The following is a 26,544-nucleotide window of genomic DNA, read 5'->3' as shown; positions in this document are numbered from 1 at the left end:
ATACGTGAGTTATTTCGTAATGGACGCTTGATATGTAGAAAGCGAAACCAATTGAACTTTTATTAACAGTGGGCTCTCTTCGAATTTGTATGGGGAGAGTTGCTGTATGTAAAAGGAAGGAGCGTTTCTTTTGAGAAAAATTGGCATTATTGGTGGCACGTTTGATCCACCTCATAATGGGCATTTGTTAATTGCAAATGAAGTGTATCATGCTTTAGGGTTGGAAGAGGTATGGTTTTTGCCGAATCAAGTTCCACCGCACAAGCAAGGACGTAACATTACGAGTGTGAAAAGTCGATTAAATATGCTGCAAATAGCGATTGAGGAAGAAGCATACTTTTCAATTTGTTTAGAAGAGCTAGACAGAGAAGGCCCATCTTATACGTACGATACTATGGTACAATTAACGGAGAAGTATCCGGATGTGCAGTTTCACTTTATTATTGGCGGAGACATGGTTGAGTATTTGCCGAAGTGGTATAACATTGAAAAGTTACTTAAGCTTGTGACTTTCGTTGGAGTTGCAAGACCAGGTTATACATTACATACGCCTTATGATATCGTAAAAGTGGAAATTCCGGAGTTTGCAGTTTCTTCTTCTCTGTTACGTGAGAGATATATGACGAAGAAAACGTGCAAATATTTACTCCCCGAAAAAGTACAGGTATATATCGAGAGGAATGGGTTGTATGAATCGTGAGGAAGCACTTAGTATTGTCAAACAACAAATGCATGAAAAACGTTATATACACACGGTTGGTGTAATGGAAACAGCGATTGAACTTGCCCGATTATATGGTGTAGATGAGAAAAAGGCAGAGACGGCTGCTATATTTCACGATTATGCAAAATGTAGAGCGATTCCAGAAATGGAAGAGATTATTAAGGGAGAAGCTTTGCCAAAGGATCTACTGCACTATAACAAAGAGTTATGGCATGCACCTGTTGGGGCATACTTAGTAGAAAAAGAAGTAGGCATTACTGATCCTGAAATTCTACAAGCTATTACATATCATACAAGTGGTCATGAAAAAATGACAATGTTAGATAAAGTTATTTATGTAGCAGATTACATTGAACCAGGACGTAAGTTTCCTGGTGTGGAAGAAGCGAGGAAACTCGCATATAAAGATATAAATCAAGCTTTACTGTTTGCTTTAAAGCGAACAATTCAATTTTTAATGGAAAAAGATCAAACGATTTATCCATTAACATTCCAAACATACAATGAAGTTATCAAGGAGGAAATTAATAAATGAAAGATAAAGAGTTATTAGTATTAGCGGCAAAAGCAGCTGATGATAAGAGAGCAGAAGATATGGTTGTACTAAATATGCAAGGTATTTCACCGATTGCAGACTATTTTATTATTTGTCACGGAAATTCAGACAAGCAAGTACAAGCAATTGCACGTGAAATTAAAGCGAAGGCACATGAGTTCGAAATTAACGTACAACGTATGGAAGGCTTTGATGAAGCGCGTTGGGTTTTAGTAGACCTTGGTGATGTGGTTGCTCATGTATTCCATAAAGATGAGCGTAATCACTATAATTTAGAGCGTCTATGGGGCGATGTGCCGCGTGAAGATATTGCAGATGAGCTAGATCAATGAAATACGAACAATTTGCTTTGCTGTATGACGAACTGATGAATGATGTCCCTTATGATAAATGGGTGGAATTCACAGAGGAAAGTTTACAACAGGCATCTATGAAAGAGGCAAGAATCCTTGACGTAGCATGTGGAACTGGTAACGTAACACTTCCGCTTGTGCGAAAAGGTTATGACTTAATTGGTGTAGATCTTTCGGAAGAAATGTTAACTGTCGCGCAGCAAAAATTGGGGGGAGAAGGCTATTTTATTCCTTTTTACCAACAAGACATGAGAGAACTCGATGTTCCTGGTGAATTTGATTGTGTGACAATCTTTTGTGACTCATTAAATTATGTATTGCAAGAAGATGGAGTGCAAGAAACATTTAGAAGAGTTTTCCACCATTTACGTCAGGATGGCTTGTTTTTATTCGATGTACACTCTTTATATAAAATACATCACGTATTTCAAAATGAAACATATACAGTGAACGGCGAAGAAATATCACTTATTTGGAACTGCTTCCCTGGAGAAGAATCAGATAGTGTGGAACATGATTTGACATTCTTTGTACAAGATTCAGAAGAAGATGTGTATCATCGTTTTGACGAATGTCACGTGCAACGTGCGTATTCAGTTGAAGTGTTAACAAAATGGCTTGAAGAAGCTGGGTTTACAGTGCTTCGCGTCACAGGTGACTTTGAACGAATTGAAGTGACAGAACAAACAGAGCGCATCTTTTTTATGGCGAAGAAGAATGGATAAAAGAAAAGCAACCGATAAGGTTGCTTTTGTTTTATAGAAAAGATGTAGTTTTAGTTCTAGAAAAATAAAAAGATGATATGTGTAAAGTGTAAAAATGCTAGTTTTAGTGAAAATGTAGTATGAAAAAGATAAGTATTAATAAAAAGGGTTTGGGATTACGATGGCGTATTTATTATGTGTGTTTATTGAATTGCTGCTCAACGCATTTTAAATCTTCATCAAATTTCTCATGTGTCCGTTCGATTAATTTATGAAACATATCCCCAACGTGCTCTTCTAAAATACGAATACCTTCTCCTGTAACACCGCCTTTAACGCATACCTTTTCTTGTAAAGTAGGTAATGTGAAAATTTCTTTTTCAAGTAATTTCCCCATTCCAATGACCATTTCACTTACTAAAGTAGTGGCTTCTTCATGTGTAATATTTGTTTTATCTACAGCAGCGTTAATGAAACATTGTAATAAATAACTAAAAAAAGCAGGGCCGCAGCTTGCTATATCAGATGAAACGCGCGTTATATCTTCTTCTATAACAAGGGGAGTAGAAATGTTTTTGAATAGACGAAGTAGTTTTTGTTGCCATTCTAGAGAGCAGTTATTTCCAAATGTAAATAGTGATGCGCCGGATAAGGCGCGGTTTGTGATGCTTGGAATGATACGAGCGACGTGGCAAGGTATAAGTGTTTCTAATTGTGATGGAGATATGGGGCTTGTGATAGAAACTAAGCAATCTTCGTCTGAAAAATGGTCAGCGTATTTTTGTAGAATAGGGTATATATCTATCGGTTTTACGCAAATGAAAATAAGCTGGGATTGTTCGATTACCTCTTGAATTGTTTTGGCTATATGAACAGAAGGGTATTTTTCTTTTATATGATATGCTTTGGCAGGCGTCCGATTAATAATAGTAAGGCACGAAGGTTTGACAGCACGGGTTTCTAAAAATGCATCGATTAGTATACTCCCCATGTTCCCTGTCCCTATAATTCCTATGTTCAATGTTTCATCCCTCCTTCGTAACAGCTTTCTCCTAAACAATATGAATGATGTTATAAATTTATGATTAGAGGTGTAAAATGATGTGGGATTTTCCGAAAAAATGGTTGGGATTAGTGGTTATTATTGGCACTTTGATTTTTCTTTTTTTCTGGAAAACGAATCAGCAAACAGAGCGATCGCTCGTTACAACGGAAGTTCAAGTGAAAGATGTGGAGAAAAAAAGTAAACCGAAAGTATTGGATGCAAAGGAGCAGAAAAAAATAATTATAATTGATGTGAAAGGGGCGGTTTTTAAAGAGGGTGTGTATGAAATGAAGGAAGGGGACCGGGTGAAGGAGGCGGTTGAAAAAGCTGGTGGTTTGTTGCCGGATGCAGATGTGAAGAAAGTGAATTTGGCGCAAATGGTCCAAGACCAAATGCTTCTTTATGTTCCTAACAAGAATGAGCCAGTGCAAGAAGGGGCTACTTTTTCAAAAAGCGAGGGTAAAGTGCAAATAAATACAGCTTCTAAAGAGCAACTTGAAAAAATAACAGGCATTGGTTCTCGGAAAGCGGAAAGTATTTTGAAATATCGAGAAGAACATGGTCTGTTTCAGAAAATAGAAGATTTATTAGAAATTGATGGGATTGGTGCGAAGTCTTTAGAGAAAATAAAAGATCAAATTATTATTCCATAAAAGATTGACGAAGTTTTTCTTTTTTCGCTACACTACAAGTAGACAAAAAAGAAGGTGAAAAATATGGAACGAATTTCATGGGATCAATATTTTATGACGCAAAGCCATCTACTATCTTTACGTAGTACATGTACAAGGCTTGCGGTAGGAGCGACAATCGTTCGTGATAAACGAATTATTGCTGGTGGATATAACGGTTCAATTAAAGGTGGTGTGCATTGTATAGACGATGGTTGCTATGTCATTGATAATCATTGCGTTCGTACAATTCATGCTGAAATGAATGCTTTATTGCAATGTGCGAAATTTGGTGCAAAAACAGAGGAAGCGGAAATTTATGTCACACATTTTCCTTGTTTGCAGTGCTGTAAGGCGATTATTCAAAGTGGTGTTACAGCGGTTTATTATGCACAGGACTATAAAAATCATCCGTATGCCGTAGAGTTATTTGAACAAGCGAGTGTAACAGTAAAGCACGTTCCGCTAGAATACGATATTACATCGCTAGAGGAACAAGAGCGTCATTTACAGCTAAAGGAATTATTCGCAGCTTTAGAAAAAGATAATTTATCAATGGAAGAATTACAGCGTGTATTCACTAAAGCGAAAATGATGCTATAAGGAGTGAGTATGAGTTGAATGGGCAATGGGGCTATGTTGCAATCTCGTTTATAATTGGGATTGCAATTACCTTTTCCGCATCGCATTTGTTGGCTGCTTGTTGTTTCGTTTGTTATGTTTTATTTTGTTTATATCGTACTTCGCGTAAAACCTTCATATTTTGTATAATAGCGTGTTTTAGTGGCGTTATGTACACCACGTATGTTCAGAGTCTAAATAAGCCGCTAGGGGAGTCCTATGAAGTTACACGAGGGGTCGTGCAAAATACACCTCTAATTAATGGGGATCGTCTCTCTTTTCAAATTGAAGATCAGAATAAAAACTTAGTGCAGTTAAATTATAAAATACAATCTGCTTCGGAAAAGAAGCAGTTGCAACAATTACATGTAGGTATATCGTGTACATTTAAAGGGGAGGTGAAAGAACCACAAACTGCCCGGAATTTTCATGTTTTTGATTATCGTAATTATTTATATCAGCAAAAAATACATTTTATATTTGATGTGACATACATTTCTGAATGTCACAAAACATCGTTGTCACTCGTGCAATGGATTTTCCTTCTCAGGCAACAAACAATCTCGAAAGTTACAGAAATGTTCCCGGAACAATCAGGTGCATTTATGAACGCATTATTATTTGGAGATCGACAACAAATGACGTTTGAAGTAGAAGAGCAATATCAACAATTTGGTCTTATACATTTGTTAGCAATTTCAGGATCGCATATCGTACTATTAATGGTTATAATGTATTTTGTTTTGCTAAGAAGTGGTGTGACGAAAGAGACAGCAACAGTATGCCTTATAGTTTGCATTCCTCTGTATATGATCATAGCTGGGGCGTCGCCATCTGTTGTGAGGGCTTCTATAACAGGAGTTTTATTATTGGTAGCTTTCATGTGCTCTGTTCGCTTATCTAGTCTAGACGCCTTAAGTATAACAGCTATATGTATGCTTATATACGATCCGTATCTTATTTTCAACATTGGATTTCAATTCTCATTTGTAGGTAGTTTTTCTTTACTACTATCTGCGCCGATATTATTAGGGCGTAGTAATGGGATAGTTCGAAATTCTATTTACATTTCTATAATTTCACAGCTCGCTAGTACCCCCATCTTGTTATATCATTTTGGTTATTTTTCTCCTTATAGCATTTTCCTCAATCTTATATATGTTCCTTTTCTATCCATTATTGTATTGCCGTGTAGCATCATTATTCTTATATGTATGCCGGTTATTCCATTTTTCGCAAAAGGAATTGCATATGTACTTTCACTATGTTTAACCATTTCTAATGATTTTCTAAGTTACTGTGAAAGTTTCCCTTTCATCCGACTTACTTTTGGTCAAACTCCTTTATTTCTTGTGGCTATATATTGTTTTAGTATCGTTAGTATATTTGTGATTTGGGAAAGGGTAATAACGAAAAAAAATTTGTGCATAGTTGTGGGTGTGTTTCTTTTTATTAGTACTTGTCATTATGTATATCCATATTTTCGCGAAAGTGGGAGTGTTACATTTCTTGATGTTGGACAGGGAGATGCGATATTAATTCGTCTTCCATACGATAAAGAGGTTTATCTTATTGATACAGGAGGAGCCCTTCCTGTCAAGAAGGAAGCGTGGCAACAGAAAAAGCATGAATTTTCTGTTGGGCATGATATTCTTGTTCCTTTTTTACAAAAAGAAGGTATAAAAACGATTGATAAATTAATTGTAACGCACGGAGATGCGGATCATATAGGTGCTGCGCTGGATTTGCTGTCATCTATTATTGTAAAAGAAGTTGTATTTGGGAGAAAGGAACAAGATGCTGTATTGGAAAAAGTGGTGAAGAAAAAGGCGTTAGAAAAGAGCATGAAGATAAGTGTAGTAGGAGAAGGGGAAGGTTGGAGGGTAAATGAAGCGGAATTTTTCGTATTAGCTCCAAAGGGGAAAGAAAAGGGAGAAAATGACTCTTCGATTGTACTATGGGCCAGACTAGGGGGACTAACATGGCTATTTACGGGTGATCTAGAAGAAGAAGGAGAAAAGTTTATAGTATCAACATATCCTGATTTGCGGGCTAATATTTTAAAAGTTGCCCACCATGGGAGTAAAACATCGTCTACAGATCCATTTTTAAGCCTTGTACAGCCTGCTGTAGCGATTATTTCTGTGGGGGAGCGTAATAGGTATGGGCACCCGCATAAGGAAGTTATAGAGCGTTTTAAGAAGATGGGTATTGATATATGGCGTACGGATAAGCAAGGTGCTATTTCCTATGTTTTTAATGGAGAAAAAGGAACCTTTCAAAGTAAAATCACATATGATGAAACACATAGAAGATGAAAAAAAGAAGACTGCCGTTAAGCAGCAGCCTTTAAGAACCGATGAATTTAATAACAGTTGCAATAATGAAAAGTGTTGCGAAAAAACCAAATGAGACGATAAATCCTACCCCTGAATCAATAGCGTCATTGCGTTTACTTTGAACGTTTTGTTCAAAATCATTCATTTAGAATCCCTCCCCAACATTCCATTTTAGTATAAAATATTGTCAGAAAAAAATCTACAATTTCCATATGAAGTGAAATAGAGTATTTGTATACTTTTTCTAGTTAGTTAAGTAGCGTGAATTTTTCATTTCCAATCATGTTAACAGTTGGCACTTATACTAAGATTATTATTGTAAATAATAAAGGGAAGGTGATTACCGCACACCAATAAGAAATCCGGGGCTTATTGCGTGGCGTTTTATATAAATAAAGGGGCGGGTTATAAAGACCGTCCCTTTGTACTTGTAAAACAAAAGCTAGGGCATTAGTATAAATATATATTGCTAAGTTAGGGAGTAGGAAAAAATATGAGTGATATACATAAGAAGATTAAAAAGAAACAGTTCGCTCCGTTGTATGTACTGTATGGAACGGAAGCTTATTTTATAAATGAAACGATAAAGCTTATTACAACGGAAGCGCTTGAAGAGGAAGATCGAGAGTTTAATGTTGTGACATACGATTTGGAAGAAGCGTATTTAGAAGATGTAGTTGAGGATGCGCATACGCTTCCTTTTTTTGGAGAGCGTAAAGTTATATTAATAAAATCACCACTATTTTTAACGGCACAAAAAGAAAAATTAGAACAAAATATAAAAATTTTAGAAGAATATATTGGGGAGCCATCTCCTTTTTCTATTCTTGTTTTTGTTGCGCCTTATGAAAAATTAGACGAACGAAAAAAAATTACAAAACTATTAAAGAAAACAGCGGATGTAATAGAAGCAAATGCGATGCAAGTGCAGGATGTTCAGAAGTGGATTGTTTCTCGTGCGGATGAGGTGCATGTGCATATTGATAATGCAGCTGTTAGTTTATTGTTAGAGCTTGTGGGAAGTAATGTAACAATGTTGGCGAAGGAAATGGACAAGTTAACGTTATACGTCGGTATGGGCGGAGAAATTACGCCAAAACTTGTCACGGAACTTGTGCCGAAATCTGTTGAGCAAAACGTGTTTGCTTTAACAGAAAAAGTGGTGAAAAAAGATATCGCTGGTGCGATGCAAATTTTAGACGGATTATTTACACAGCAGGAAGAACCGATTAAACTGCTCGCTTTATTAGTAAGTCAGTTCCGCTTGCTGCATCAAGTGAAAGAGTTGCAACAGCGTGGTTACGGACAAAATCAAATCGCGTCCCATATTGGTGTACATCCGTACCGGGTAAAGTTGGCGATGAATCAAACGAAGTTTTTCTCTTTTGAAGAATTAAAAAAAGTTATTATAGAATTGGCGGAAGCTGATTATAGTATGAAGACTGGAAAGATGGATAAGAAACTTGTGCTTGAGTTTTTCTTAATGCGGTTAAATCATATGTAGTGACACAAAAAAGTTCACGTACTTAGTGCGTGAACTTTTTTGTGTATATAAAAAACGATCCGAATGGATCGTTTTTTAAACGCCTTACGCGTTTACTTGTTTCGCTAAGCGAGATTTTTGACGAGCTGCAGCGTTTTGGTGGATAAGACCTTTACGAGCTGCTTTGTCAAGTTTTTTAGAAGCAGTTTTGAAAGCTTCTTTAGCATTTTCAAGATCGTTATTAGTAACTAAAGTTTCTACAGTTTTAACAGCAGTACGCATGTCAGACTTGATAGAAGCGTTATGTGAACGACGCTCTTCGCTAAGTTTAGCGCGTTTGATAGCAGATTTGATGTTTGCCATACTTTTCACCTCCCTGGTGCAATCGAATGACTCGATTCTTACATAGAACAAGTGATATTTTATCAAACGGTGAAGAGAATTGCAATAGTATATCAATGAAATTTCACGTAAAGGAAAGAATGACCTAATATAACTTGGGGAAATCTAACGATATTTACTATGAATTACGGAGGAGATACGATGAAAGAACCATTAGATTTAAGTAAATATAGTGTTAGAACTGACCTTGCTGTAGAGGCGCACCAAATGCTACAAGAGCGCCAAGAAGAACAAAAAGGGATACAGGGAGTTATTGTAAAAGAGAGGGAAGAAGAGGGAGTTACAATTACAAAAGTAACTATTGATGAAATTGCATCTGAGTCGATGGGGAAAAAACCTGGAAGTTATTTAACTCTTGAGGTGCAAGGTATACGACAACAAGATACGGAACTTCAGCAAAAGGTAGAGCGTATTTTTGCAAAAGAATTTTCTTATTTCTTAGAAGAGGTTGGAGTTTCAAAAGAAGCGAGTTGTTTAATCGTAGGTCTTGGGAATTGGAATGTAACGCCGGATGCACTCGGACCGATAGTTGTAGAGAACGTATTGGTGACGAGACATTTGTTTAAATTGCAGCCTGAAAGTGTGGAAGAGGGGTTTAGACCTGTTAGTGCCATTCGTCCAGGGGTAATGGGAATTACAGGGATTGAAACGAGCGATGTCATTTACGGAATTATTGAGAAGACAAAACCAGACTTTGTCATCGCAATTGATGCATTAGCTGCGCGTTCTATTGAACGAGTAAATAGTACGATACAAATTTCTGATACAGGAATTCATCCAGGATCTGGTGTTGGGAATAAGCGTAAGGAACTAAGTAAAGAAACATTAGGTATTCCTGTTATTGCAATTGGTGTGCCAACTGTGGTAGATGCTGTTTCGATTACGAGTGATACAATTGATTTTATTTTGAAACATTTTGGCCGGGAACTGAAAGAAGGAAACAAACCGTCACGCTCTTTATTGCCAGCAGGTTTTACATTTGGAGAAAAGAAAAAATTAACAGAAGAAGATATGCCAGATGAAAAGAGTCGAAATATGTTTTTAGGAGCTATTGGTACGTTAGAAGAAGAAGAAAAGAGAAAGTTAATTTATGAAGTGTTATCTCCTCTTGGTCATAATTTAATGGTAACTCCAAAAGAAGTAGATGCGTTTATTGAGGATATGGCAAATGTAATAGCCAGTGGTTTAAATGCAGCGCTGCATCATCAGATTGATCAGGATAATACAGGGGCATATACACATTGATGGAAAGAGGCAGAAATAGCTTGAGTCAATTTACGCTGTTATGTATATGCGGTACAGTCTTATGTTTGCTTATGATGATAGCTGGAGTGGGACTCGCTAATCATGGTCTAAAAAGTATGAAGGGATATCGTCAGCTGTCATATGAACAAATTGCTCATATGACAGGAACAGAAGGCGCTGGGGCTGAATCGGAAATTTCGGGAGAGACGTTTTCGGCTATTGAAAAACAAAAACAGTTAGAAAGCTTAAGAAGTTTTAATGTTGTAGAAGGTATCGGTATGGCGATAGCAAGTGTTGCTCGTGATATGACAAAGTTTGGAACGGATATAGTTGTTGGGGCAATAAAAGGAATTTTTAGTTAAGGGTAGCGGGAAGGATGGTTGTCTTATGTTTGTAAGAGAGCTGTCTTTTAATTTGAAAAAGGTTTGTCTCTTATGGTTTGTTCGCATAAGATATAGATAGAGTGATTTGTATTGTAAGTAGCACGAGTTTTCATTGAATCTTTGCTGCTCTATTGATATAATCAGTGCTAGTGTATATTGGCGAGACTATTAGGAGTTGAGAACATAGATGAATAAAGAAGAAAGAGCAAAAAGACAGTCCAAAATTCGTAACTTCTCCATCATTGCTCACATTGACCACGGGAAATCAACGTTGGCAGACCGTATTTTGGAGAAAACAAACGCGTTGGCACAGCGCGAAATGAAGGCGCAATTGCTTGACTCTATGGAGTTGGAGCGTGAGCGTGGTATTACAATTAAATTAAATGCAGTACAACTAACGTATAAAGCGAAAGACGGTGAAGAGTATATTCTTCACTTAATCGATACTCCAGGACACGTCGACTTTACGTACGAAGTATCTCGTAGTTTAGCGGCTTGTGAAGGTGCAATTCTTGTAGTGGATGCAGCGCAAGGGATTGAGGCGCAAACATTAGCGAACGTATATTTAGCGCTTGATAATAATTTAGAAATCTTACCAGTTATTAATAAAATCGACTTACCAAGTGCAGACCCAGAACGCGTACGTCAAGAGGTAGAAGATGTAATTGGTTTAGATGCATCGGAAGCTGTACTTGCTTCAGCGAAAGCTGGCATTGGTATTGAAGAAATTTTAGAACAAATCGTTGAAAAGGTACCAGCTCCAACAGGTGATTCAGAAGAGCCGTTACAATGTATGATTTTCGATTCTTTATATGATCCGTACCGTGGTGTAATTGCATATATCCGTGTTGTAAATGGAACGGTAAAAGTTGGCGATAAAGTACGTATGATGGCAACTGGAAAAGAATTTGAAGTAACAGAAGTAGGTGTGTTTACACCGAAAACGACGCAACGTGACGAGTTAACAGTAGGTGATGTAGGTTTCTTGGCAGCATCTATTAAAAATGTAGGCGATACACGTGTTGGTGATACGATTACACATGCGAAACGTCCGGCTGCAGAGCCGTTAAAAGGGTATCGAAAATTAAACCCAATGGTATTCTGTGGTTTATATCCAATCGATTCTGCACGTTATAACGACTTACGTGATGCGTTAGAAAAACTAGAATTGAATGATTCTGCTCTTGAATTTGAGCCTGAAACATCTCAAGCTTTAGGTTTTGGTTTCCGTTGTGGTTTCTTAGGGCTTCTTCACATGGAGATTATTCAAGAACGTATTGAACGTGAATTCAAGATTGACTTAATTACAACAGCGCCAAGCGTTATTTATAAAGTGTATTTAACGAACGGTGAAGATTTTATTGTTGATAATCCATCTAATATGCCAGATCCACAGACTATCGATCGTGTAGAAGAGCCGTTTGTGAAGGCTGCAATTATGGTTCCGAATGACTATGTTGGAGCTGTAATGGAAATTTGCCAAGGGAAACGTGGAACGTTTATTGATATGCAATATTTAGATGAAACACGTGTTACATTGACATATGAAATCCCGTTATCAGAAATCGTATATGATTTCTTCGATCAATTGAAATCAAATACGAAAGGATATGCATCATTTGACTACGAGTTAATTGGTTATAAACCATCTAAACTTGTGAAAATGGATATTCTTTTAAATAATGAACAAGTGGATGCTTTATCATTTATTGTACATCGTGATTCAGCGTATGACCGTGGTAAAGTAATTGTAGAGAAATTAAAGAAATTAATTCCAAGACAACAGTTTGAAGTGCCAATTCAGGCGACTATCGGAAATAAAGTTGTATCTCGTTCTACAATTAAGGCGATGCGTAAAAACGTACTTGCAAAATGTTACGGTGGTGACATTTCTCGTAAGCGTAAACTTCTTGATAAGCAAAAAGAAGGTAAAAAACGTATGAAGTCTGTTGGTTCTGTAGAAGTGCCGCAAGAAGCATTCATGGCTGTACTGAAAATGGATGATAACTAATGGAGTGAACTATAATTAGTGGGGATTTTTCTATTCTTCGCTAATTATTAGCCCGCACCAATCGTGATAAAAGTAGAAGCCGTTCGTTCGGCTTCTTTTTTATATGCTACTTTTTAGACATCTTAGCATCTCTCATTTACAATAGTGAGAGAGCTTTTTAGTGATTGATATAGAGTTAGGAGACTATTAATGTCCGAAAATATTCGAAAAGATATTCGAGAGAAAATACAAAAAGGTAATTTTAATTGCGAAAAGGAACTGACGCTTTCTATAATTAGTGGGAAGTGGAAAGTTGTGATATTGTGGCACTTAGGTGTGGAAGGTCCGCATCGTTTTAGTGAATTGCAACGTCTGTTCCCGAGCATTTCTCATAAAGTGTTGTCAAATCAATTGAAAGAGTTAATGGAGGACGGGATTGTTGATCGAACGGTATACCCGGAAATTCCTCCGCGTGTTGAGTACTATATGACGGAATTAGGTATGTCGCTTTTACCGATCGTTGAAATGATGTATGATTGGGGAAAAATGCGAATGGAACAAATCCGTAATACAGTAGAGAAGTAAAGAATCCTCCGGAGTGCGGAGGTTTTCTTTTTAGAAAGGTAGGAGTTATATTTGGTACAAGCTGCATATATTCATATTCCATTTTGTCAGCATATTTGTCACTATTGTGATTTTAATAAAGTATTTATTGAACGCCAACCGGTTGATCAATACTTACAATATTTAGAGAAAGAAATAATAAATACGGTTCAAAAAGTACCGTTTGAAAGTATGAAAACGATTTTTGTTGGCGGAGGAACTCCGACAGCTTTAAATATGGAGCAAACAAAAAAACTACTCGACATCATTAACCGTCGTTTGCGTCCATTTGCGCCGAATTGTGAATTAACATTTGAAGCGAATCCAGGTGATTTACCGAAAGAGAAGTTGAACGTATTGCTAGAAGGTGGAGTAAACCGAATTAGTTTTGGTGTGCAAACGTTTCGTGATGAGCTACTTGAGAAGATTGGACGCAGGCATACGAGAGAAGATGCATTCGTAGCAATTCGAGAAGCGCAGGAAGTTGGTTTTACAAATATTAATGTAGATTTAATTTATGCTCTGCCAGGACAGACGATAGAAGATGTAAAGGAAACATTAGACATTGCCTTTACGCTTGGTGTACAACATTTCTCGGCATATTCCTTAATTGTGGAACCGAAAACCGTATTTTATAACTTAATGAATAAAGGGAAATTAAGACTTCCAGGTGAAGACCATGAAGCGAAAATGTACGAAATGGTAATGGATGAAATGGAGAAACATGGTTATAACCAGTATGAGATTAGTAACTTCTCAAAAGGTAATAATGAAAGTAGACATAATCTCACATACTGGAATAATGAAGAGTATTATGGATTTGGAGCTGGAGCGCATAGCTATGTGAACGGGGAACGAATTCAAAATGTAGGTCCGCTCAAGCAATATTTCACTAAAATTGATGAGACAGGATTTCCATATTTAGATGTTCATCCAGTGACAGAGAAAGAAAAAATGGAAGAAGAGTTGTTCTTAGGACTTCGAAAAACAAAAGGTGTTTCTAAGTTAGAATTCCAAAAGAAATTTAATGTGGAGATGGACCATGTTTTTGCAAAGCAGTTACAAAGTAATCAAGAACAAGGATTACTTGAAAACAGAGATGGACATGTTTGTTTAACGAGGAAAGGGAAACTATTAGGGAATGAAGTATTCCAGTCATTTTTGATTGATTAATTAAATGTGCCATAAGCGTGAAAAATTTTTGTTATTTCGTGACGTTTCCGTTGACAATTGAATGTCAATTTTGGTAAGTTATTAATAGATTTAGCACTCGAAGACAAAGAGTGCTAACAGAGGTGATGATGAGATGCTTACGGAACGTCAGCTCTTAATTTTACAAACAATTGTTGATGACTTTATTGGATCAGCGCAACCAGTTGGTTCGAGGACGTTGGCTAAGAAAGATGAAATTACGTTTAGTTCAGCTACTATTCGAAATGAAATGGCTGATTTAGAAGAATTAGGATTTATTGAAAAAACGCATAGTTCTTCTGGGCGTGTTCCTTCTGAAAAAGGATACCGATTTTATGTAGACCATCTTTTAGCGCCGCAAAACTTACCGACCGATGAAATTGTACAAATTAAAGATTTATTTGCTGAAAGAATTTTTGAAGCAGAAAAAATTGCACAACAATCAGCTCAAATTTTATCAGAGCTTACGAATTATACGGCCATTGTTCTTGGTCCCAAATTGAGCACAAATAAACTTAAAAATGTACAAATTGTACCGCTTGATCGTCAAACAGCAGTCGCTATTATTGTAACAGATACAGGGCATGTGCAAAGTAAAACGATTACCGTTCCGGAATCTGTTGATTTATCAGATTTAGAAAAAATGGTTAATATTTTAAATGAAAAGCTATCTGGTATACCTATGGCAGAACTTCATAATAAAATCTTTAAAGAGATTGTTACAGTCTTGCGTGGGTATGTTCATAATTACGATAGTGCAATAAAAATGTTAGATGGTACATTTCAAGTCCCTTTATCGGAAAAGATATACTTTGGAGGAAAAGCAAATATGCTTTCGCAACCAGAGTTCCATGACATTCACAAAGTAAGATCTTTGCTGACGATGATTGATAATGAGGCTGCGTTTTATGACATTTTGCGTCATAAACAAGTCGGAATTCAAGTGAAAATTGGTAGAGAAAATTCTTCTACGGCAATGGAGGATTGCAGTTTGATTTCTGCAACGTATTCGATTGGAGAAGAGCAACTTGGAACAATTGCAATTTTAGGTCCGACGAGAATGCAATACTCTCGTGTAATTAGTTTACTGCAGTTATTTACAAGACAATTTACAGACGGACTTAAAAAGTAAATGAGAGTAATACATTCGCTCAAGTGATGAAATTTTCATTGCTGTGTGTAATATATAATGCTTAGGTAATCATGCTAAGCATGATACCTAATACCTTTTAAGGAGGTGAAAATTGTGGAAGAGCGTAACGAACAAGTGGTAGAAGAAGTGAAAGAAGCGCAAGTTGAAGAAGCTGTCACGCCAGAAAACAGTGAAAAAACTGTAGAAGAAAAAAGTGAGGCTGCTCTTTTACAAGAAAAAGTAGATGAGTTACAAGCGAAACTAACGGAAACGGAAGGTCGCACATTACGTCTACAAGCTGATTTTGAAAATTATAAGCGCCGTGTCCAAATGGATAAACAGGCTGCTGATAAATATAGAGCACAAAGTCTAGTTTCAGATATTTTGCCAGCTCTTGATAATTTTGAAAGAGCGATGCAAGTGGAAGCGACTGACGAGCAAACGAAATCCTTGTTACAAGGTATGGAAATGGTGCATCGTCAATTGCTAGAAGCGTTGACTAAAGAAGGTGTTGAAGCGATTGAAGCTGTTGGTAAACAGTTTGATCCGAATGAACACCAAGCTATTATGCAAGTGGAAGACAGTGAATTTGAATCAAACGCGGTAGTTGAAGAATTCCAAAAAGGTTATAAACTAAAAGACCGTGTGATTCGCCCATCAATGGTAAAAGTAAATCAATAATTTACATAAAAGTAGGAGGATTCGCCATGAGTAAAATTATCGGTATTGACTTAGGTACAACAAACTCTTGTGTAGCTGTTATGGAAGGTGGAGAACCAAAGGTTATCCCAAATCCAGAAGGAAACCGTACAACACCTTCTGTTGTAGCTTTCAAAAATGAAGAGCGTCAAGTTGGGGAAGTTGCGAAGCGTCAAGCAATTACAAACCCAAATACAATCATGTCTGTTAAACGTCATATGGGTACAGACTACAAAGTAGAAGTTGAAGGTAAAGATTTTACACCTCAAGAAATTTCTGCAATCATTTTACAAAACTTAAAAGCTTCTGCTGAAGCATACTTAGGTGAAACAGTAACGAAAGCTGTTATTACAGTACCTGCATACTTCAACGATGCAGAGCGTCAAGCAACGAAAGATGCTGGTCGTATCGCTGGTTTAGAAGTTGAGCGTATCATTAACGAACCAACAGCCGCAGCACTTGCTTACGGTTTAGAAAAACAAGATGAAGAGCAAAAAATCTTAGTATATGACTTAGGTGGCGGTACATTTGATGTATCTATCCTTGAGTTAGCAGACGGCACATTCGAAGTTATTTCAACTGCTGGTGACAACCGTCTTGGTGGAGATGACTTTGACCAAGTTATCATCGATCATTTAGTAGCTGAATTCAAAAAAGAAAATAGCATTGATTTAAGCCAAGATAAAATGGCACTTCAACGTCTGAAAGATGCAGCTGAAAAAGCGAAGAAAGATCTTTCTGGTGTAACACAAACACAAATTTCATTACCATTCATTAGTGCTGGAGCTGCTGGCCCATTACACTTAGAATTAACGTTAACAAGAGCTAAATTCGAAGAAATTTCAGCTGGTCTTGTTGAAAGAACATTAGAGCCAACTCGTCGTGCATTAAAAGACGCTGGTTTTGCTCCAAGCGAATTAGATAAAGTTATCCTTGTTGGTGGATCTACTCGTATCCCAGCTGTACAAGAAGCAATTAAACGTGAAACTGGTAAAGAGCCATACAAAGGTGTAAACCCAGATGAAGTTGTAGCATTAGGTGCTGCAGTTCAAGGTGGCGTACTTACTGGTGATGTAGAGGGCGTTCTATTATTAGACGTAACTCCACTCTCTTTAGGTATCGAAACTATGGGCGGTGTGTTCACGAAACTAATCGAGCGTAACACTACAATTCCGACAAGTAAGTCACAAGTATTCTCAACAGCTGCTGATAACCAACCAGCGGTAGACATTCACGTACTACAAGGTGAGCGTCCAATGTCAGCTGACAACAAAACGTTAGGTCGTTTCCAATTAACAGACCTTCCGCCAGCACCACGTGGAATTCCACAAATCGAAGTAACATTCGATATTGATGCGAACGGTATCGTTAACGTACGTGCAAAAGACTTAGGAACAAGCAAAGAGCAAACTATTACAATCCAATCTTCTTCAGGTCTTTCTGATGAAGAAGTAGATCGTATGGTACAAGAAGCTGAATCAAATGCTGATGCTGACCAAAAACGTAAGGAAGAAGTTGAACTTCGTAACGAAGCTGACCAACTTGTATTCCAAACAGACAAAGTTGTAAAAGATTTAGAAGGTAAAGTAGATGCAGCTGAAGTAGCGAAAGCAACGGAAGCGAAAGAAGCATTACAAGCGGCAATCGAGAAAAACGAACTTGAAGAAATCCGTGTGAAAAAAGATGCTCTTCAAGAAATCGTACAACAATTAACTGTTAAATTATACGAGCAAGCTCAAGCGGCTGCAGGGCAAGCAGAAGGTGCACAAGGAGCACAAGACGCTGGCGCGAAAAAAGATAATGTAGTAGACGCTGAGTTTGAAGAAGTAAAAGAAGACAAGTAATACAGTGAAATAAAATAAGTAAGATGACAAAAAGTCAAAGTCAAGCGTGCCTTGGCTTTGGCTTTTTTCACGAATAAGAAGAAATGTGTGAGGATCTTAAGTTTTTTATTTTGCATACTGTAAGTGAGGAAACTTTGTTGCAAAGCACTTTCTTTCGGTGTTAAAATTACGTTTATGTGAAAGATTCGGGGGTTGCAAATTTATGAATAAACGAGACTATTATGAGGTCCTTGGACTTAGCCAGGGCGCTTCAAAAGATGAAATTAAAAAAGCGTATCGTCGTTTGGCTAAAAAATATCATCCAGACGTAAGTAAAGAAGAAAATGCAATTGAAAAGTTTAAAGAAGTACAAGAGGCATACGAAGTATTGAGCGATGATCAAAAGCGTGCGCAGTATGATCAATTTGGTCACGCTGGTCCGAATCAAGGTTTCGGTGGCGGAGGAGACTTCGGCGGTGGCTTCGGTTTCGAAGATATCTTTAGTTCATTCTTTGGCGGTGGCGGCAGACGTCGTGATCCAAATGCTCCACGTCAAGGTGCTGATTTACAATATCAAGTTACTTTAGAGTTTGAAGAAGCTATTTTTGGTAAAGAATTAAACGTTGAGATTCCAGTGGAGGATCCATGTGATACTTGTAAGGGTAGTGGAGCAAAACCAGGGACTTCAAAAGAAACATGTAAACATTGTTCAGGATCAGGGCAAGTAAGTGTAGAACAAAATACACCATTTGGGCGTATTGTAAACCGTCAAGCTTGTGGACATTGTTCAGGAACAGGTCAAATGATTAAAGAGAAATGTACGACATGCCATGGTTCTGGTAAAGTTCGTAAACGTAAAAAAATCAATGTTAAAATTCCAGCGGGTATCGATAATGGTCAACAAATTCGTGTATCTGGAAAAGGTGAAGCAGGCGTAAATGGCGGACCGGCAGGTGACTTATATGTTGTTGTTCATGTGAGAAATCATGAATTCTTTGAACGCGAAGGGGATCACATTATTTGCGAAATGCCAATAACATTTGCGCAAATGGCACTTGGTGCGGAAGTAGAAGTTCCTACCGTTCATGGCAAAGTGAAGCTGAAAATTCCAGCTGGAACACAAACAGGAACAGAATTCCGCTTAAAAGGAAAAGGTGCTCCGAACGTACGTGGATATGGTCAAGGAGATCAATATGTAGTCGTTCGTGTTGTTGTGCCGACGAAATTAACTTCACATCAAAAAGATTTATTGCGTGAATTTGCAGGGCAAGAAGAGCAGGATGATAGCTTATTCAGAAAGCTTAAACGTGCTTTCAAAGGGGAATAATGGAAATAAAAAATGGAGTTGGTAAATTGTGAAATGGTCAGAAATTAGTATTCATACAACAGAAGAAGCAGTAGAAGCTGTCTCTCATATTTTGCATGAAGCAGGCGCTAGCGGGGTTGCGATTGAGGACCCAGCGGAGTTGACGAAAGAGCGCAAGCAACAATACGGTGAGATTTATGCACTTAACCCAGATGAATATCCAAGTGAGGGTGTTTTGGTAAAAGCATATTTCCCACAAACGGATTCTTTAAACGAAACGGTTGCAGGTGTAAAATCATCTATTGATGCACTACCATCTTTCGACATCGAAATTGGTAAAGGAACTATTACAATTAATGAAGTCGATGAGGAAGATTGGGCTACTGCTTGGAAGAAGTATTATCATCCAGTTCAAATTTCTGATACATTCACAATTGTGCCGACGTGGGAAGAGTATACACCGTCTTCTCCAGATGAAAAAATTATTGAATTAGATCCAGGTATGGCGTTTGGTACAGGGACACATCCAACAACGACGATGTGTATTCGTGCGTTAGAAAAAACGGTTCACCCAGGTGATACTGTGATTGATGTGGGGACAGGTTCGGGGGTACTTAGTATTGCTGCGGCAAAATTAGGTGCGGCTTCTGTTCAAGCGTATGATTTAGACCCAGTTGCAGTTGAAAGTGCAGAAATGAATGTGCGCTTAAATAAAACAGATGACATTGTCAATGTTGGACAGAATAGTCTATTAGAAGGTATTGAAGGTCCGGTTGATTTAATCGTAGCAAATTTACTAGCGGAAATCATTCTTCTATTCCCTGAAGATGCAGCGAGAGTTGTGAAGCCAGGTGGATTATTTATTACATCTGGTATTATTGGGGCGAAAGAAAAAGTAATTTCTGAAGCGTTAGAAACAGCTGGATTTTCAATTGAAGAAGTACTTCGAATGGAAGATTGGGTAGCAATTATTGCACGAAATGCGTAATATAGATTTTAGTCTATAAAGAACAGGGGAGTCTCTCACCGTATAAGGTGAGGGACTTACCGTTTGTTATATGAAAATGATAACGTTTCGTTCTTTTCGTAAGTGTTGACTTACGAAAGGAACGAAACTCTACTAAGGTGATTATATGCAACGTTATTTTGTAGAAGAGAAATATGTAAATGAGACAAGTATTCGCATAATGGGTGATGATGTCCATCATATCGCAAGAGTGATGCGTATGTCAGCTGGTGACCACATTTATTGCTGTGTAAATGGTAAAACAGCAGAGTGTTCAATTGCTGAAATTACCAGTGAATTTGTGGATACCACTATTGTAGAATGGGTAGAGGCGTCAAGCGAACTTCCTGTGTTCGTGACGATTGCAAGTGGACTGCCGAAAGGAGACAAGCTAGAGTTAATTTTTCAAAAAGGAACTGAGCTTGGGGCAGCTGCATTTTTACCATTTCAAGCATCTCGATCTATTGTAAAGTGGGATGCGAAAAAAGCAGATAAAAAAGTTGAGCGTTTGAAAAAAATTGTAAAAGAAGCTGCGGAACAATCGCATAGAAGTGAAATTCCAGAAGTACACGTTCCCTCATCATTTAAACAACTGCTGTCGATGAGTAGCGAGTATGATGTTTGTCTTGTTGCGTATGAGGAAGAAGCGAAACAAGGTGAGAAATCTAATTTTGCGAAAGCTTTAGCGACAATTAAACCAGGCCAAAAGCTGCTGATTGTATTTGGACCAGAAGGCGGTTTAGCGGAGGAAGAGATAACCGCACTTCGTGAACATAAATTTGTACCATGTAGTTTAGGACCAAGAATTTTAAGAACAGAAACGGCTCCGCTTTATGCGTTAAGTGCCGCTTCTTATCATTTTGAATTGATGGGGTGATAATCAATGGCAACTGTTGCGTTCCACACGTTAGGTTGTAAAGTAAACCACTATGAAACAGAAGCGATTTGGCAATTGTTTAAACAAGGTGGTTATGAAAGAACTGAATATGAAAAAAAATCTGATGTATACGTTATTAACACATGTACAGTAACGAATACTGGAGATAAAAAAAGCCGTCAAGTAATTAGACGTGCTGTACGTCAAAATCCAGATGCGGTAATTTGTGTAACGGGATGTTATGCACAAACATCTCCAGCGGAAATTATGGCGATTCCAGGTGTAGATATTGTTGTTGGTACGCAAGATCGTGAGAAGATGTTAGGATACATCGAAGAATTCCGTAAAGAGCGTCAACCAATTAATGCTGTCCGCAATATTATGAAAGCACGTGTATATGAAGAGCTCGATGTACCATATTTCACGGACCGTACACGTGCATCTTTAAAAATACAAGAAGGTTGTAATAACTTCTGTACATTTTGCATCATTCCTTGGGCGCGTGGTTTAATGCGTTCTCGTGATGGAAAAGAAGTTATTAAACAAGCGCAGCAATTAGTAGATGCGGGCTATAAAGAAATCGTATTAACAGGTATTCATACAGGTGGGTACGGTGAAGATATAAAAGAGTATAACTTAGCTGGATTACTGCGCGATATGGAAGCGGAAGTAGGCGGATTGAAACGCCTTCGTATTTCTTCTATTGAGGCGAGTCAAATTTCTGATGAAGTAATTGAAGTGTTAGATAAATCAGAAGTAGTTGTACGTCATTTGCATATTCCATTACAGTCAGGATCTAATACTGTATTGAAACGTATGCGCCGTAAGTATACGATGGAATTTTTCCAAGAGCGTTTAGATCGTTTGAAAGAAGCGTTACCAGGTCTTGCGATTACATCAGACGTAATTGTTGGATTCCCAGGCGAAACAGAAGAGGAATTCATGGAAACGTACAATTTCATTAAAGAGAATCGTTTCTCTGAATTACACGTTTTCCCTTATTCGAAACGTACAGGTACTCCAGCAGCACGTATGGAAGATCAAGTTCCTGAAGACGTGAAGAACGATCGTGTTCACCGTCTAATTGAGCTATCAAATCAATTAGCGAAAGAGTATGCTTCTAGATTTGAAGGTGAAGTACTTGAAATCATTCCGGAAGAGACATTTAAAGATGGTGACCGTGAAGGTTTATATGTAGGTTATACAGATAACTACTTAAAAATTGTGTTTGAAGGATCTGAAGAATTGATTGGTAAGCTAGTAAAAGTGAAAATTACAAAAGCTGGTTATCCATATAACGAAGCGCAGTTTGTTCGTGTTCTTGAAGATGATGTAAAAAAAGAATCAGCAAGCGCATAAAATGAAACTTTAATCAGTGGGGGATTTTGTTCATTCACGCTGATTATCAGCCTGACCCCACCTAAGTTCTTTGCTTTCGCTGAATTTTGAGGTGGGGGTCTTACTGTCCTGGCAAATAGCGGGATAAAAAGCATGCAAACGGAAATAATTTGCATGCTTTCTTTTTTTTTGGGGAGAAGTTAAGTACTGAAAAGGCAGGTACGTTGAATGAGTAGTTATTTAATGCTTTCTTGTATTAAAAAAGGTGTAATGATAAAAAATATAGTTGTCTTCAGGGGAAAAGGATAATAGCTATCTACATAGCTTTTGAACAGGTAAGGGCATCTATTCTTCTTTTATTCTGCCAAATAGTTGACCTGAAGTGATAAAATGTATTATAATCGTAAAAGACATGCTGAAGAAGGGTTTCTTTTTGCATGCTGAAATTAGTATGTAAGTGTGATGTTTCGGAGGGAGGGAAAGAGAATGTCAAAAACAGTCGTTCGTAAAAACGAGTCTTTGGAGGATGCACTTCGCCGTTTTAAAAGATCGGTTTCTAAAACTGGTACACTTGCTGAAGCAAGAAAGCGCGAGTTTTATGAAAAGCCAAGTGTAAAACGTAAGAAGAAATCTGAAGCGGCAAGAAAGCGTAAGTTCTAAGAGAGGGTGTAAGTTATGAGTCTTCTCGGTCGTTTAAACGATGATATGAAACAAGCGATGAAGAATAAACAAAAAGAAAAATTAACCGTTATTCGTATGGTTAAGGCTGCTTTACAAAATGAAGGTATTAAACTGCAACATACTCTTACTGAAGAAGAGGAATTAACAGTTTTAGCTCGTGAAGTAAAACAGTATAAGGACTCCCTCCTTGAATTTAAAAAAGCTGGTCGTGAAGACCTTGTTGATAAACTGCAAAGTGAAATTCAGATTTTAAGCGCATATTTGCCGGAGCAATTAACGGAAGAAGAACTAGCGGATATAATTAAGCAAGTTATTTCTGAAGTTGGTGCTACATCTAAAGCAGATATGGGTAAAGTGATGACTGCTGTTATGCCGAAAGTAAAAGGTAAAACAGACGGATCACTTGTGAATAAGTTGGTTATCCAGCTATTAGCATAAAAAAGCGTCTCATTTCGTATGAGACGTTTTTTTATGCTTTTTTCAGTTTGGACGTGATATTACAAGCTCTTTTTTCATACATATGGGATGAGAGGGGGTCTTTTGAGATGAAAAAAATAGAACAAATGAAGAATTGGTTAACGAAGCAAATAGACCTGCCAGTGGATGTGTTAATGGATCTACCTCGGATCACGCTTGTTGGGCAAGTACATATCTATATAGAAAATCATCGAGGATTATTAGTGTTTTCAGATAAAGAGGTAAGATTGCTATTGAAACATGGTCAATTATTAATTAAAGGTCAATCCTTTGTTATTAAAACAATCCTTCCAGAAGAACTGTTGCTTGAAGGGATTATTGAACAAGTGACGTTTTTAGAAAATGAAAAGAAAGAGGAGTGAGGAGAAACTTCCGTTTGTGGAGTTTTTCTTCGTTACCTTGTATTAACAGGCGGTAACGTTCTGGCCTCAATATTCGGTTCGTACAAAGAGGATAGGTGGGAATTGAGTTCCATGTAAAAAATTGGCTCGTGAAGGTTAATTATTAGTGAGGATCAAGGAATCTGCTAATTAAAATTTTAGTACGAGCTAGTTTGATAATCGAATTGAAAAGTAGTGTATCTACTTTTAGAAAGGTAGTGGAGATAGTCGATGAAAAATAAATGGTTTATAAAATGGCTTGGGTATGTAAAGGTGCGAATTGAAGGTAGAGGAGCGGAACGCTTTGTTAACGAGTGTGTGCGGAAGAAATTACTCGTTTGGGATGTAAAGAAGATAGCTGATGAAACGTTAGTTTTTTGTATGTTATTACGAGATGTGAAAAAGATAAAACCAATTTATAGAAAAAATGAATGTAAATTATATTTTATTGGACGTTACGGTTTTCCTTTTTGGAATAAGCGTGTAATTAAAAATAGTGGATTTTTAATTGGGTTTTTAATATTTTTTTTCGGAATGATCGCATTGTCAAATATGGTGTGGAAAATTGAAATTACAGGAGCAAAACCTGAAACGGAATATATATTGATGAAAGAATTGGACAAAATGGGTATAAAAAAAGGTAAATTACAATTCCAAATGCCGAGTGTAGAAGATGTTCAACGTCATTTGACAGACAATATTAATGCGATTACTTGGGCGGGATTAGAAATAAGAGGGACAACATATCATTTTAAGATTGTTGAAAAAAATGAACCGAAAAAAGAAAGTGAACAACAGCCACAAAACTTAGTAGCAAAAAAAGAAGGGATTATTACAAAAACATTTGTGGAAGTTGGGAAGCCGGTTGTCATGAAAAATGACCATGTAGAAAAGGGGCAACTTCTCGTATCCGGGATGTATGGTAATGAGGAGAATCCGACAGTTGTTTCGGCTAAAGGGATTGTATATGGAGAAACGTGGTATAAATCTGAGGTGGATGTTCCGTTAAAGACACAATTTCAAGTGTATACTGGTAATTCATACAATGAACATTTCCTTAAATTTGGGAGTACTAAAATAAAAATATGGGGATTTCTAAAGGATAAGTATAAGCGCTCTCGTACTGAAAGTGTAAAACATGATGTGAAATTATTTGGATTTACATTACCAATTGCATACGAGAAAGATATTGTACGAGAAGAGGAAGAAGCGAACCGAGAATATACCGAAAAACAAGCAATGAAAGTAGCGAAAGAGATGGCAGAAAAAGAACTGAAGAAAAAATTGGATGAACATGCTATGATTGTAAGTGATAACATTTTGAGTAAAGAGGTTGAGGCGGATCACCTAAAGGTCACATTACATTATACAGTGATTGAAAATATTGCAGAGCCACAACCAATATCTGAATCCGATATTCAAGGAGACTGAGTAATGGCAGAACAATTAGTAGAAATGAACCAACAATTGGAAAATCCCAACGAAGCAATCGCTCTTTTTGGGGTAAATGATGCTCATTTAAAAGTAATTGAACGAGAACTTAGTGTATCGATTGTGACTAGAGGAGAATCTGTTCGTGTATCTGGGGCAGATGAAACTGTGGTGCTCGTAGAAAAAATCTTACAACAGTTACTTGTTGTTATCCGTAAAGGTGTATCAATTTCGGAAAGAGATGTTGCGTATGCGATTCAGCTTGGGCAACAAGGGAAAATTGCTCAATTCGAAGAATTATATGAAGAGGAAATTTTTAAAACGGCAAAAGGTAAATCCATTCGTGTGAAAACGATGGGGCAAAGACGATATATTCATGCAATGAAAAAGAATGATATTGTATTTGGGATAGGACCTGCTGGGACAGGAAAAACATACTTAGCCGTAGTAATGGCTGTGAGAGCTTTAAAGCAAGGGTATGTAAAGAAAATTATTTTAACAAGACCTGCTGTAGAAGCTGGAGAGAGCTTAGGGTTTTTACCAGGTGATTTGAAAGAAAAAGTAGATCCGTATTTACGTCCACTATATGATGCGTTACATGATATTCTTGGACAAGAATATACACAACGTATGATGGAACGTGGTGTAATTGAAATTGCACCTCTTGCTTATATGAGAGGGCGTACTCTTGATGATTCATTTGTTATATTAGATGAGGCGCAAAATACAACTGGTGTTCAAATAAAAATGTTTTTAACACGATTAGGTTTTAGTTCTAAAATGGTTATTACGGGGGATCCCTCACAGGTAGACTTGCCAAAAGGGGTAAAGTCAGGTCTTTCTATTGCTGCTAATATTTTATCTGGTGTATCAGGTCTTTCGTTCATAACACTGGAACAAACAGACGTTGTGAGACACCCATTAGTGCAACGTATTATTGAGGCATATGATAAAATGGAATGATCCTATTTGTCAGGATCATTTCTTTTTGTATGATAAGGTTGGCGAATGACATATTTTTTACTATCATTAAAGACGAGGGAAATAAACTATAGGTGATAGTGGATAAAAATGTTGTCCAAAA

The 26,544-nt window shown here is 37.3% G+C and carries 28 protein-coding genes; 25 read left to right on the top strand and 3 right to left on the bottom strand.

The window, feature by feature from the left end:
- Positions 1–130 precede the first annotated feature (130 nt).
- The 4 genes from DN408_RS22525 to DN408_RS22510 are packed head-to-tail and all read left to right on the top strand — an operon-like array spanning position 131 to position 2,358.
- Complete coding sequence (locus DN408_RS22525) at positions 131–700, top strand: nicotinate-nucleotide adenylyltransferase (RefSeq protein WP_002015218.1); 570 nt, start codon at positions 131–133, stop codon at positions 698–700.
- The gene (gene yqeK, locus DN408_RS22520) at positions 690–1,259 is read left to right on the top strand and encodes a bis(5'-nucleosyl)-tetraphosphatase (symmetrical) YqeK (RefSeq protein WP_002129163.1); all 570 of its coding nucleotides are present in this window, start codon (positions 690–692) and stop codon (positions 1,257–1,259) included. Before DN408_RS22525 ends, yqeK begins: the two co-directional genes overlap by 11 nt.
- Complete coding sequence (gene rsfS, locus DN408_RS22515; RefSeq protein WP_000653209.1) at positions 1,256–1,612, top strand: ribosome silencing factor; 357 nt, start codon at positions 1,256–1,258, stop codon at positions 1,610–1,612. Before yqeK ends, rsfS begins: the two co-directional genes overlap by 4 nt.
- A complete protein-coding gene (locus DN408_RS22510) occupies positions 1,609–2,358 on the top strand; it encodes a class I SAM-dependent DNA methyltransferase (RefSeq protein ID WP_002088700.1) in 750 nt (249 codons plus the stop codon). Before rsfS ends, DN408_RS22510 begins: the two co-directional genes overlap by 4 nt.
- 172 nt (positions 2,359–2,530) lie before the next feature.
- Here DN408_RS22510 and comER read toward each other — a convergent pair whose 3' ends face one another.
- A complete protein-coding gene (comER, locus tag DN408_RS22505) occupies positions 2,531–3,358 on the bottom strand; it encodes a late competence protein ComER (RefSeq protein WP_078177914.1) in 828 nt (275 codons plus the stop codon).
- A gap of 77 nt (positions 3,359–3,435) precedes the next feature.
- Here comER and DN408_RS22500 point away from each other — a divergent pair, with 77 nt between their 5' ends.
- The 3 genes from DN408_RS22500 (at position 3,436) to DN408_RS22490 (ending at position 6,992) form a co-directional block, all read left to right on the top strand.
- Positions 3,436–4,035 carry a helix-hairpin-helix domain-containing protein gene (locus DN408_RS22500; protein WP_002015211.1) on the top strand — a complete coding sequence of 200 codons (600 nt, stop codon included), beginning with the start codon at positions 3,436–3,438 and terminating at the stop codon, positions 4,033–4,035.
- A gap of 63 nt (positions 4,036–4,098) precedes the next feature.
- Positions 4,099–4,656, top strand: coding sequence for a ComE operon protein 2 (locus DN408_RS22495; RefSeq protein WP_002088698.1), 558 nt, complete (start codon positions 4,099–4,101; stop codon positions 4,654–4,656).
- 14 nt (positions 4,657–4,670) lie between these two features.
- Positions 4,671–6,992, top strand: a complete 2,322-nt coding sequence (locus tag DN408_RS22490) for a DNA internalization-related competence protein ComEC/Rec2 (RefSeq protein ID WP_063226531.1) — start codon at positions 4,671–4,673, stop codon at positions 6,990–6,992.
- Between the two features lie 31 nt (positions 6,993–7,023).
- Here DN408_RS22490 and DN408_RS22485 read toward each other — a convergent pair whose 3' ends face one another.
- Entirely contained in the window at positions 7,024–7,158 is a 135-nt protein-coding gene (locus DN408_RS22485) for a YqzM family protein (RefSeq protein ID WP_000997609.1), read from the bottom strand.
- 348 nt (positions 7,159–7,506) lie between these two features.
- Here DN408_RS22485 and holA point away from each other — a divergent pair, with 348 nt between their 5' ends.
- Positions 7,507–8,517, top strand: a complete 1,011-nt coding sequence (holA, locus tag DN408_RS22480) for a DNA polymerase III subunit delta (RefSeq protein ID WP_002034073.1) — start codon at positions 7,507–7,509, stop codon at positions 8,515–8,517.
- Positions 8,518–8,601: 84 nt separating this feature from the next.
- On the opposite strand, the gene rpsT is transcribed toward holA, so the two are convergent.
- Positions 8,602–8,859: a 30S ribosomal protein S20 gene (gene rpsT / locus DN408_RS22475; RefSeq protein WP_002088694.1), complete on the bottom strand. Its 258-nt coding sequence runs from the start codon at positions 8,857–8,859 to the stop codon at positions 8,602–8,604.
- 180 nt (positions 8,860–9,039) lie between these two features.
- Between rpsT and gpr the strand changes: the two genes are divergently transcribed.
- The 17 genes from gpr (at position 9,040) to DN408_RS22390 (ending at position 26,423) form a co-directional block, all read left to right on the top strand.
- Complete coding sequence (gpr, locus tag DN408_RS22470) at positions 9,040–10,143, top strand: GPR endopeptidase (RefSeq protein WP_002088693.1); 1,104 nt, start codon at positions 9,040–9,042, stop codon at positions 10,141–10,143.
- Entirely contained in the window at positions 10,143–10,505 is a 363-nt protein-coding gene (locus DN408_RS22465) for a DUF3679 domain-containing protein (protein WP_063607626.1), read from the top strand. The genes gpr and DN408_RS22465 overlap by 1 nt, the downstream gene beginning before the upstream one ends.
- A 208-nt stretch (positions 10,506–10,713) precedes the next feature.
- A complete protein-coding gene (gene lepA, locus DN408_RS22460; RefSeq protein ID WP_002015204.1) occupies positions 10,714–12,537 on the top strand; it encodes an elongation factor 4 in 1,824 nt (607 codons plus the stop codon).
- 189 nt (positions 12,538–12,726) lie between these two features.
- The gene (locus tag DN408_RS22455) at positions 12,727–13,101 is read left to right on the top strand and encodes a winged helix-turn-helix transcriptional regulator (protein ID WP_002015203.1); all 375 of its coding nucleotides are present in this window, start codon (positions 12,727–12,729) and stop codon (positions 13,099–13,101) included.
- Positions 13,102–13,152: 51 nt separating this feature from the next.
- Positions 13,153–14,292 carry a radical SAM family heme chaperone HemW gene (gene hemW / locus DN408_RS22450; RefSeq protein WP_002015202.1) on the top strand — a complete coding sequence of 380 codons (1,140 nt, stop codon included), beginning with the start codon at positions 13,153–13,155 and terminating at the stop codon, positions 14,290–14,292.
- Between the two features lie 133 nt (positions 14,293–14,425).
- Positions 14,426–15,442 (top strand): heat-inducible transcriptional repressor HrcA, encoded by a 1,017-nt coding sequence (gene hrcA / locus DN408_RS22445; RefSeq protein ID WP_002015201.1) that lies wholly within the window; start codon positions 14,426–14,428, stop codon positions 15,440–15,442.
- A gap of 114 nt (positions 15,443–15,556) precedes the next feature.
- On the top strand, positions 15,557–16,123 hold the full coding sequence (grpE, locus tag DN408_RS22440; RefSeq protein ID WP_000392715.1) for a nucleotide exchange factor GrpE: 567 nt from the start codon (positions 15,557–15,559) through the stop codon (positions 16,121–16,123).
- A gap of 26 nt (positions 16,124–16,149) precedes the next feature.
- Positions 16,150–17,985 carry a chaperone protein DnaK gene (gene dnaK / locus DN408_RS22435; protein WP_002015198.1) on the top strand — a complete coding sequence of 612 codons (1,836 nt, stop codon included), beginning with the start codon at positions 16,150–16,152 and terminating at the stop codon, positions 17,983–17,985.
- 202 nt (positions 17,986–18,187) lie between these two features.
- A complete protein-coding gene (gene dnaJ, locus DN408_RS22430) occupies positions 18,188–19,291 on the top strand; it encodes a chaperone protein DnaJ (RefSeq protein WP_002129144.1) in 1,104 nt (367 codons plus the stop codon).
- 28 nt (positions 19,292–19,319) lie between these two features.
- Positions 19,320–20,258, top strand: a complete 939-nt coding sequence (gene prmA, locus DN408_RS22425) for a 50S ribosomal protein L11 methyltransferase (RefSeq protein WP_002129142.1) — start codon at positions 19,320–19,322, stop codon at positions 20,256–20,258.
- Between the two features lie 145 nt (positions 20,259–20,403).
- Entirely contained in the window at positions 20,404–21,153 is a 750-nt protein-coding gene (locus tag DN408_RS22420; protein ID WP_002015195.1) for a 16S rRNA (uracil(1498)-N(3))-methyltransferase, read from the top strand.
- A gap of 6 nt (positions 21,154–21,159) precedes the next feature.
- Positions 21,160–22,512: a tRNA (N(6)-L-threonylcarbamoyladenosine(37)-C(2))-methylthiotransferase MtaB gene (gene mtaB, locus DN408_RS22415; protein WP_078177912.1), complete on the top strand. Its 1,353-nt coding sequence runs from the start codon at positions 21,160–21,162 to the stop codon at positions 22,510–22,512.
- Positions 22,513–22,977: 465 nt separating this feature from the next.
- Entirely contained in the window at positions 22,978–23,151 is a 174-nt protein-coding gene (gene rpsU / locus DN408_RS22410) for a 30S ribosomal protein S21 (protein ID WP_000048061.1), read from the top strand.
- A 15-nt stretch (positions 23,152–23,166) separates the two neighbouring features.
- On the top strand, positions 23,167–23,610 hold the full coding sequence (locus DN408_RS22405; RefSeq protein ID WP_000054578.1) for a GatB/YqeY domain-containing protein: 444 nt from the start codon (positions 23,167–23,169) through the stop codon (positions 23,608–23,610).
- Between the two features lie 107 nt (positions 23,611–23,717).
- Positions 23,718–24,011: a sporulation protein YqfC gene (gene yqfC, locus DN408_RS22400; protein ID WP_002067170.1), complete on the top strand. Its 294-nt coding sequence runs from the start codon at positions 23,718–23,720 to the stop codon at positions 24,009–24,011.
- 249 nt (positions 24,012–24,260) lie between these two features.
- Positions 24,261–25,460, top strand: coding sequence for a sporulation protein YqfD (gene yqfD, locus DN408_RS22395; protein WP_002184946.1), 1,200 nt, complete (start codon positions 24,261–24,263; stop codon positions 25,458–25,460).
- Positions 25,461–25,463: 3 nt separating this feature from the next.
- Positions 25,464–26,423 (top strand): PhoH family protein, encoded by a 960-nt coding sequence (locus DN408_RS22390; protein ID WP_002015189.1) that lies wholly within the window; start codon positions 25,464–25,466, stop codon positions 26,421–26,423.
- Positions 26,424–26,544 lie beyond the last annotated feature (121 nt).

The organism is Bacillus sp. AR13-1, from assembly GCF_008042285.1.
Taxonomy (GTDB): domain Bacteria; phylum Bacillota; class Bacilli; order Bacillales; family Bacillaceae_G; genus Bacillus_A; species Bacillus_A mycoides.
The sequence above is the reverse complement of the archived record's forward strand: the minus strand, read 5'-3'. Positions and strand labels throughout refer to the sequence as shown.

What these genes read in the sequence shown, in the direction of transcription:
- mtaB (WP_078177912.1), top strand. Translation starts at nt 21,160, where the DNA reads ATGGCAACTGTTGCGTTCCACACGTTAGGTTGTAAAGTAAACCACTAT.
- hrcA (WP_002015201.1), top strand. Translation starts at nt 14,426, where the DNA reads ATGCTTACGGAACGTCAGCTCTTAATTTTACAAACAATTGTTGATGAC.
- gpr (WP_002088693.1), top strand. Translation starts at nt 9,040, where the DNA reads ATGAAAGAACCATTAGATTTAAGTAAATATAGTGTTAGAACTGACCTT.
- DN408_RS22455 (WP_002015203.1), top strand. Translation starts at nt 12,727, where the DNA reads ATGTCCGAAAATATTCGAAAAGATATTCGAGAGAAAATACAAAAAGGT.
- yqfC (WP_002067170.1), top strand. Translation starts at nt 23,718, where the DNA reads ATGAAAAAAATAGAACAAATGAAGAATTGGTTAACGAAGCAAATAGAC.
- DN408_RS22495 (WP_002088698.1), top strand. Translation starts at nt 4,099, where the DNA reads ATGGAACGAATTTCATGGGATCAATATTTTATGACGCAAAGCCATCTA.
- yqfD (WP_002184946.1), top strand. Translation starts at nt 24,261, where the DNA reads ATGAAAAATAAATGGTTTATAAAATGGCTTGGGTATGTAAAGGTGCGA.
- DN408_RS22405 (WP_000054578.1), top strand. Translation starts at nt 23,167, where the DNA reads ATGAGTCTTCTCGGTCGTTTAAACGATGATATGAAACAAGCGATGAAG.
- yqeK (WP_002129163.1), top strand. Translation starts at nt 690, where the DNA reads ATGAATCGTGAGGAAGCACTTAGTATTGTCAAACAACAAATGCATGAA.
- rsfS (WP_000653209.1), top strand. Translation starts at nt 1,256, where the DNA reads ATGAAAGATAAAGAGTTATTAGTATTAGCGGCAAAAGCAGCTGATGAT.
- DN408_RS22510 (WP_002088700.1), top strand. Translation starts at nt 1,609, where the DNA reads ATGAAATACGAACAATTTGCTTTGCTGTATGACGAACTGATGAATGAT.
- dnaJ (WP_002129144.1), top strand. Translation starts at nt 18,188, where the DNA reads ATGAATAAACGAGACTATTATGAGGTCCTTGGACTTAGCCAGGGCGCT.
- holA (WP_002034073.1), top strand. Translation starts at nt 7,507, where the DNA reads ATGAGTGATATACATAAGAAGATTAAAAAGAAACAGTTCGCTCCGTTG.
- DN408_RS22465 (WP_063607626.1), top strand. Translation starts at nt 10,143, where the DNA reads ATGGAAAGAGGCAGAAATAGCTTGAGTCAATTTACGCTGTTATGTATA.
- DN408_RS22390 (WP_002015189.1), top strand. Translation starts at nt 25,464, where the DNA reads ATGGCAGAACAATTAGTAGAAATGAACCAACAATTGGAAAATCCCAAC.
- DN408_RS22500 (WP_002015211.1), top strand. Translation starts at nt 3,436, where the DNA reads ATGATGTGGGATTTTCCGAAAAAATGGTTGGGATTAGTGGTTATTATT.
- rpsU (WP_000048061.1), top strand. Translation starts at nt 22,978, where the DNA reads ATGTCAAAAACAGTCGTTCGTAAAAACGAGTCTTTGGAGGATGCACTT.
- DN408_RS22485 (WP_000997609.1), bottom strand. Translation starts at nt 7,158, where the DNA reads ATGAATGATTTTGAACAAAACGTTCAAAGTAAACGCAATGACGCTATT.
- lepA (WP_002015204.1), top strand. Translation starts at nt 10,714, where the DNA reads ATGAATAAAGAAGAAAGAGCAAAAAGACAGTCCAAAATTCGTAACTTC.
- rpsT (WP_002088694.1), bottom strand. Translation starts at nt 8,859, where the DNA reads ATGGCAAACATCAAATCTGCTATCAAACGCGCTAAACTTAGCGAAGAG.
- dnaK (WP_002015198.1), top strand. Translation starts at nt 16,150, where the DNA reads ATGAGTAAAATTATCGGTATTGACTTAGGTACAACAAACTCTTGTGTA.
- DN408_RS22420 (WP_002015195.1), top strand. Translation starts at nt 20,404, where the DNA reads ATGCAACGTTATTTTGTAGAAGAGAAATATGTAAATGAGACAAGTATT.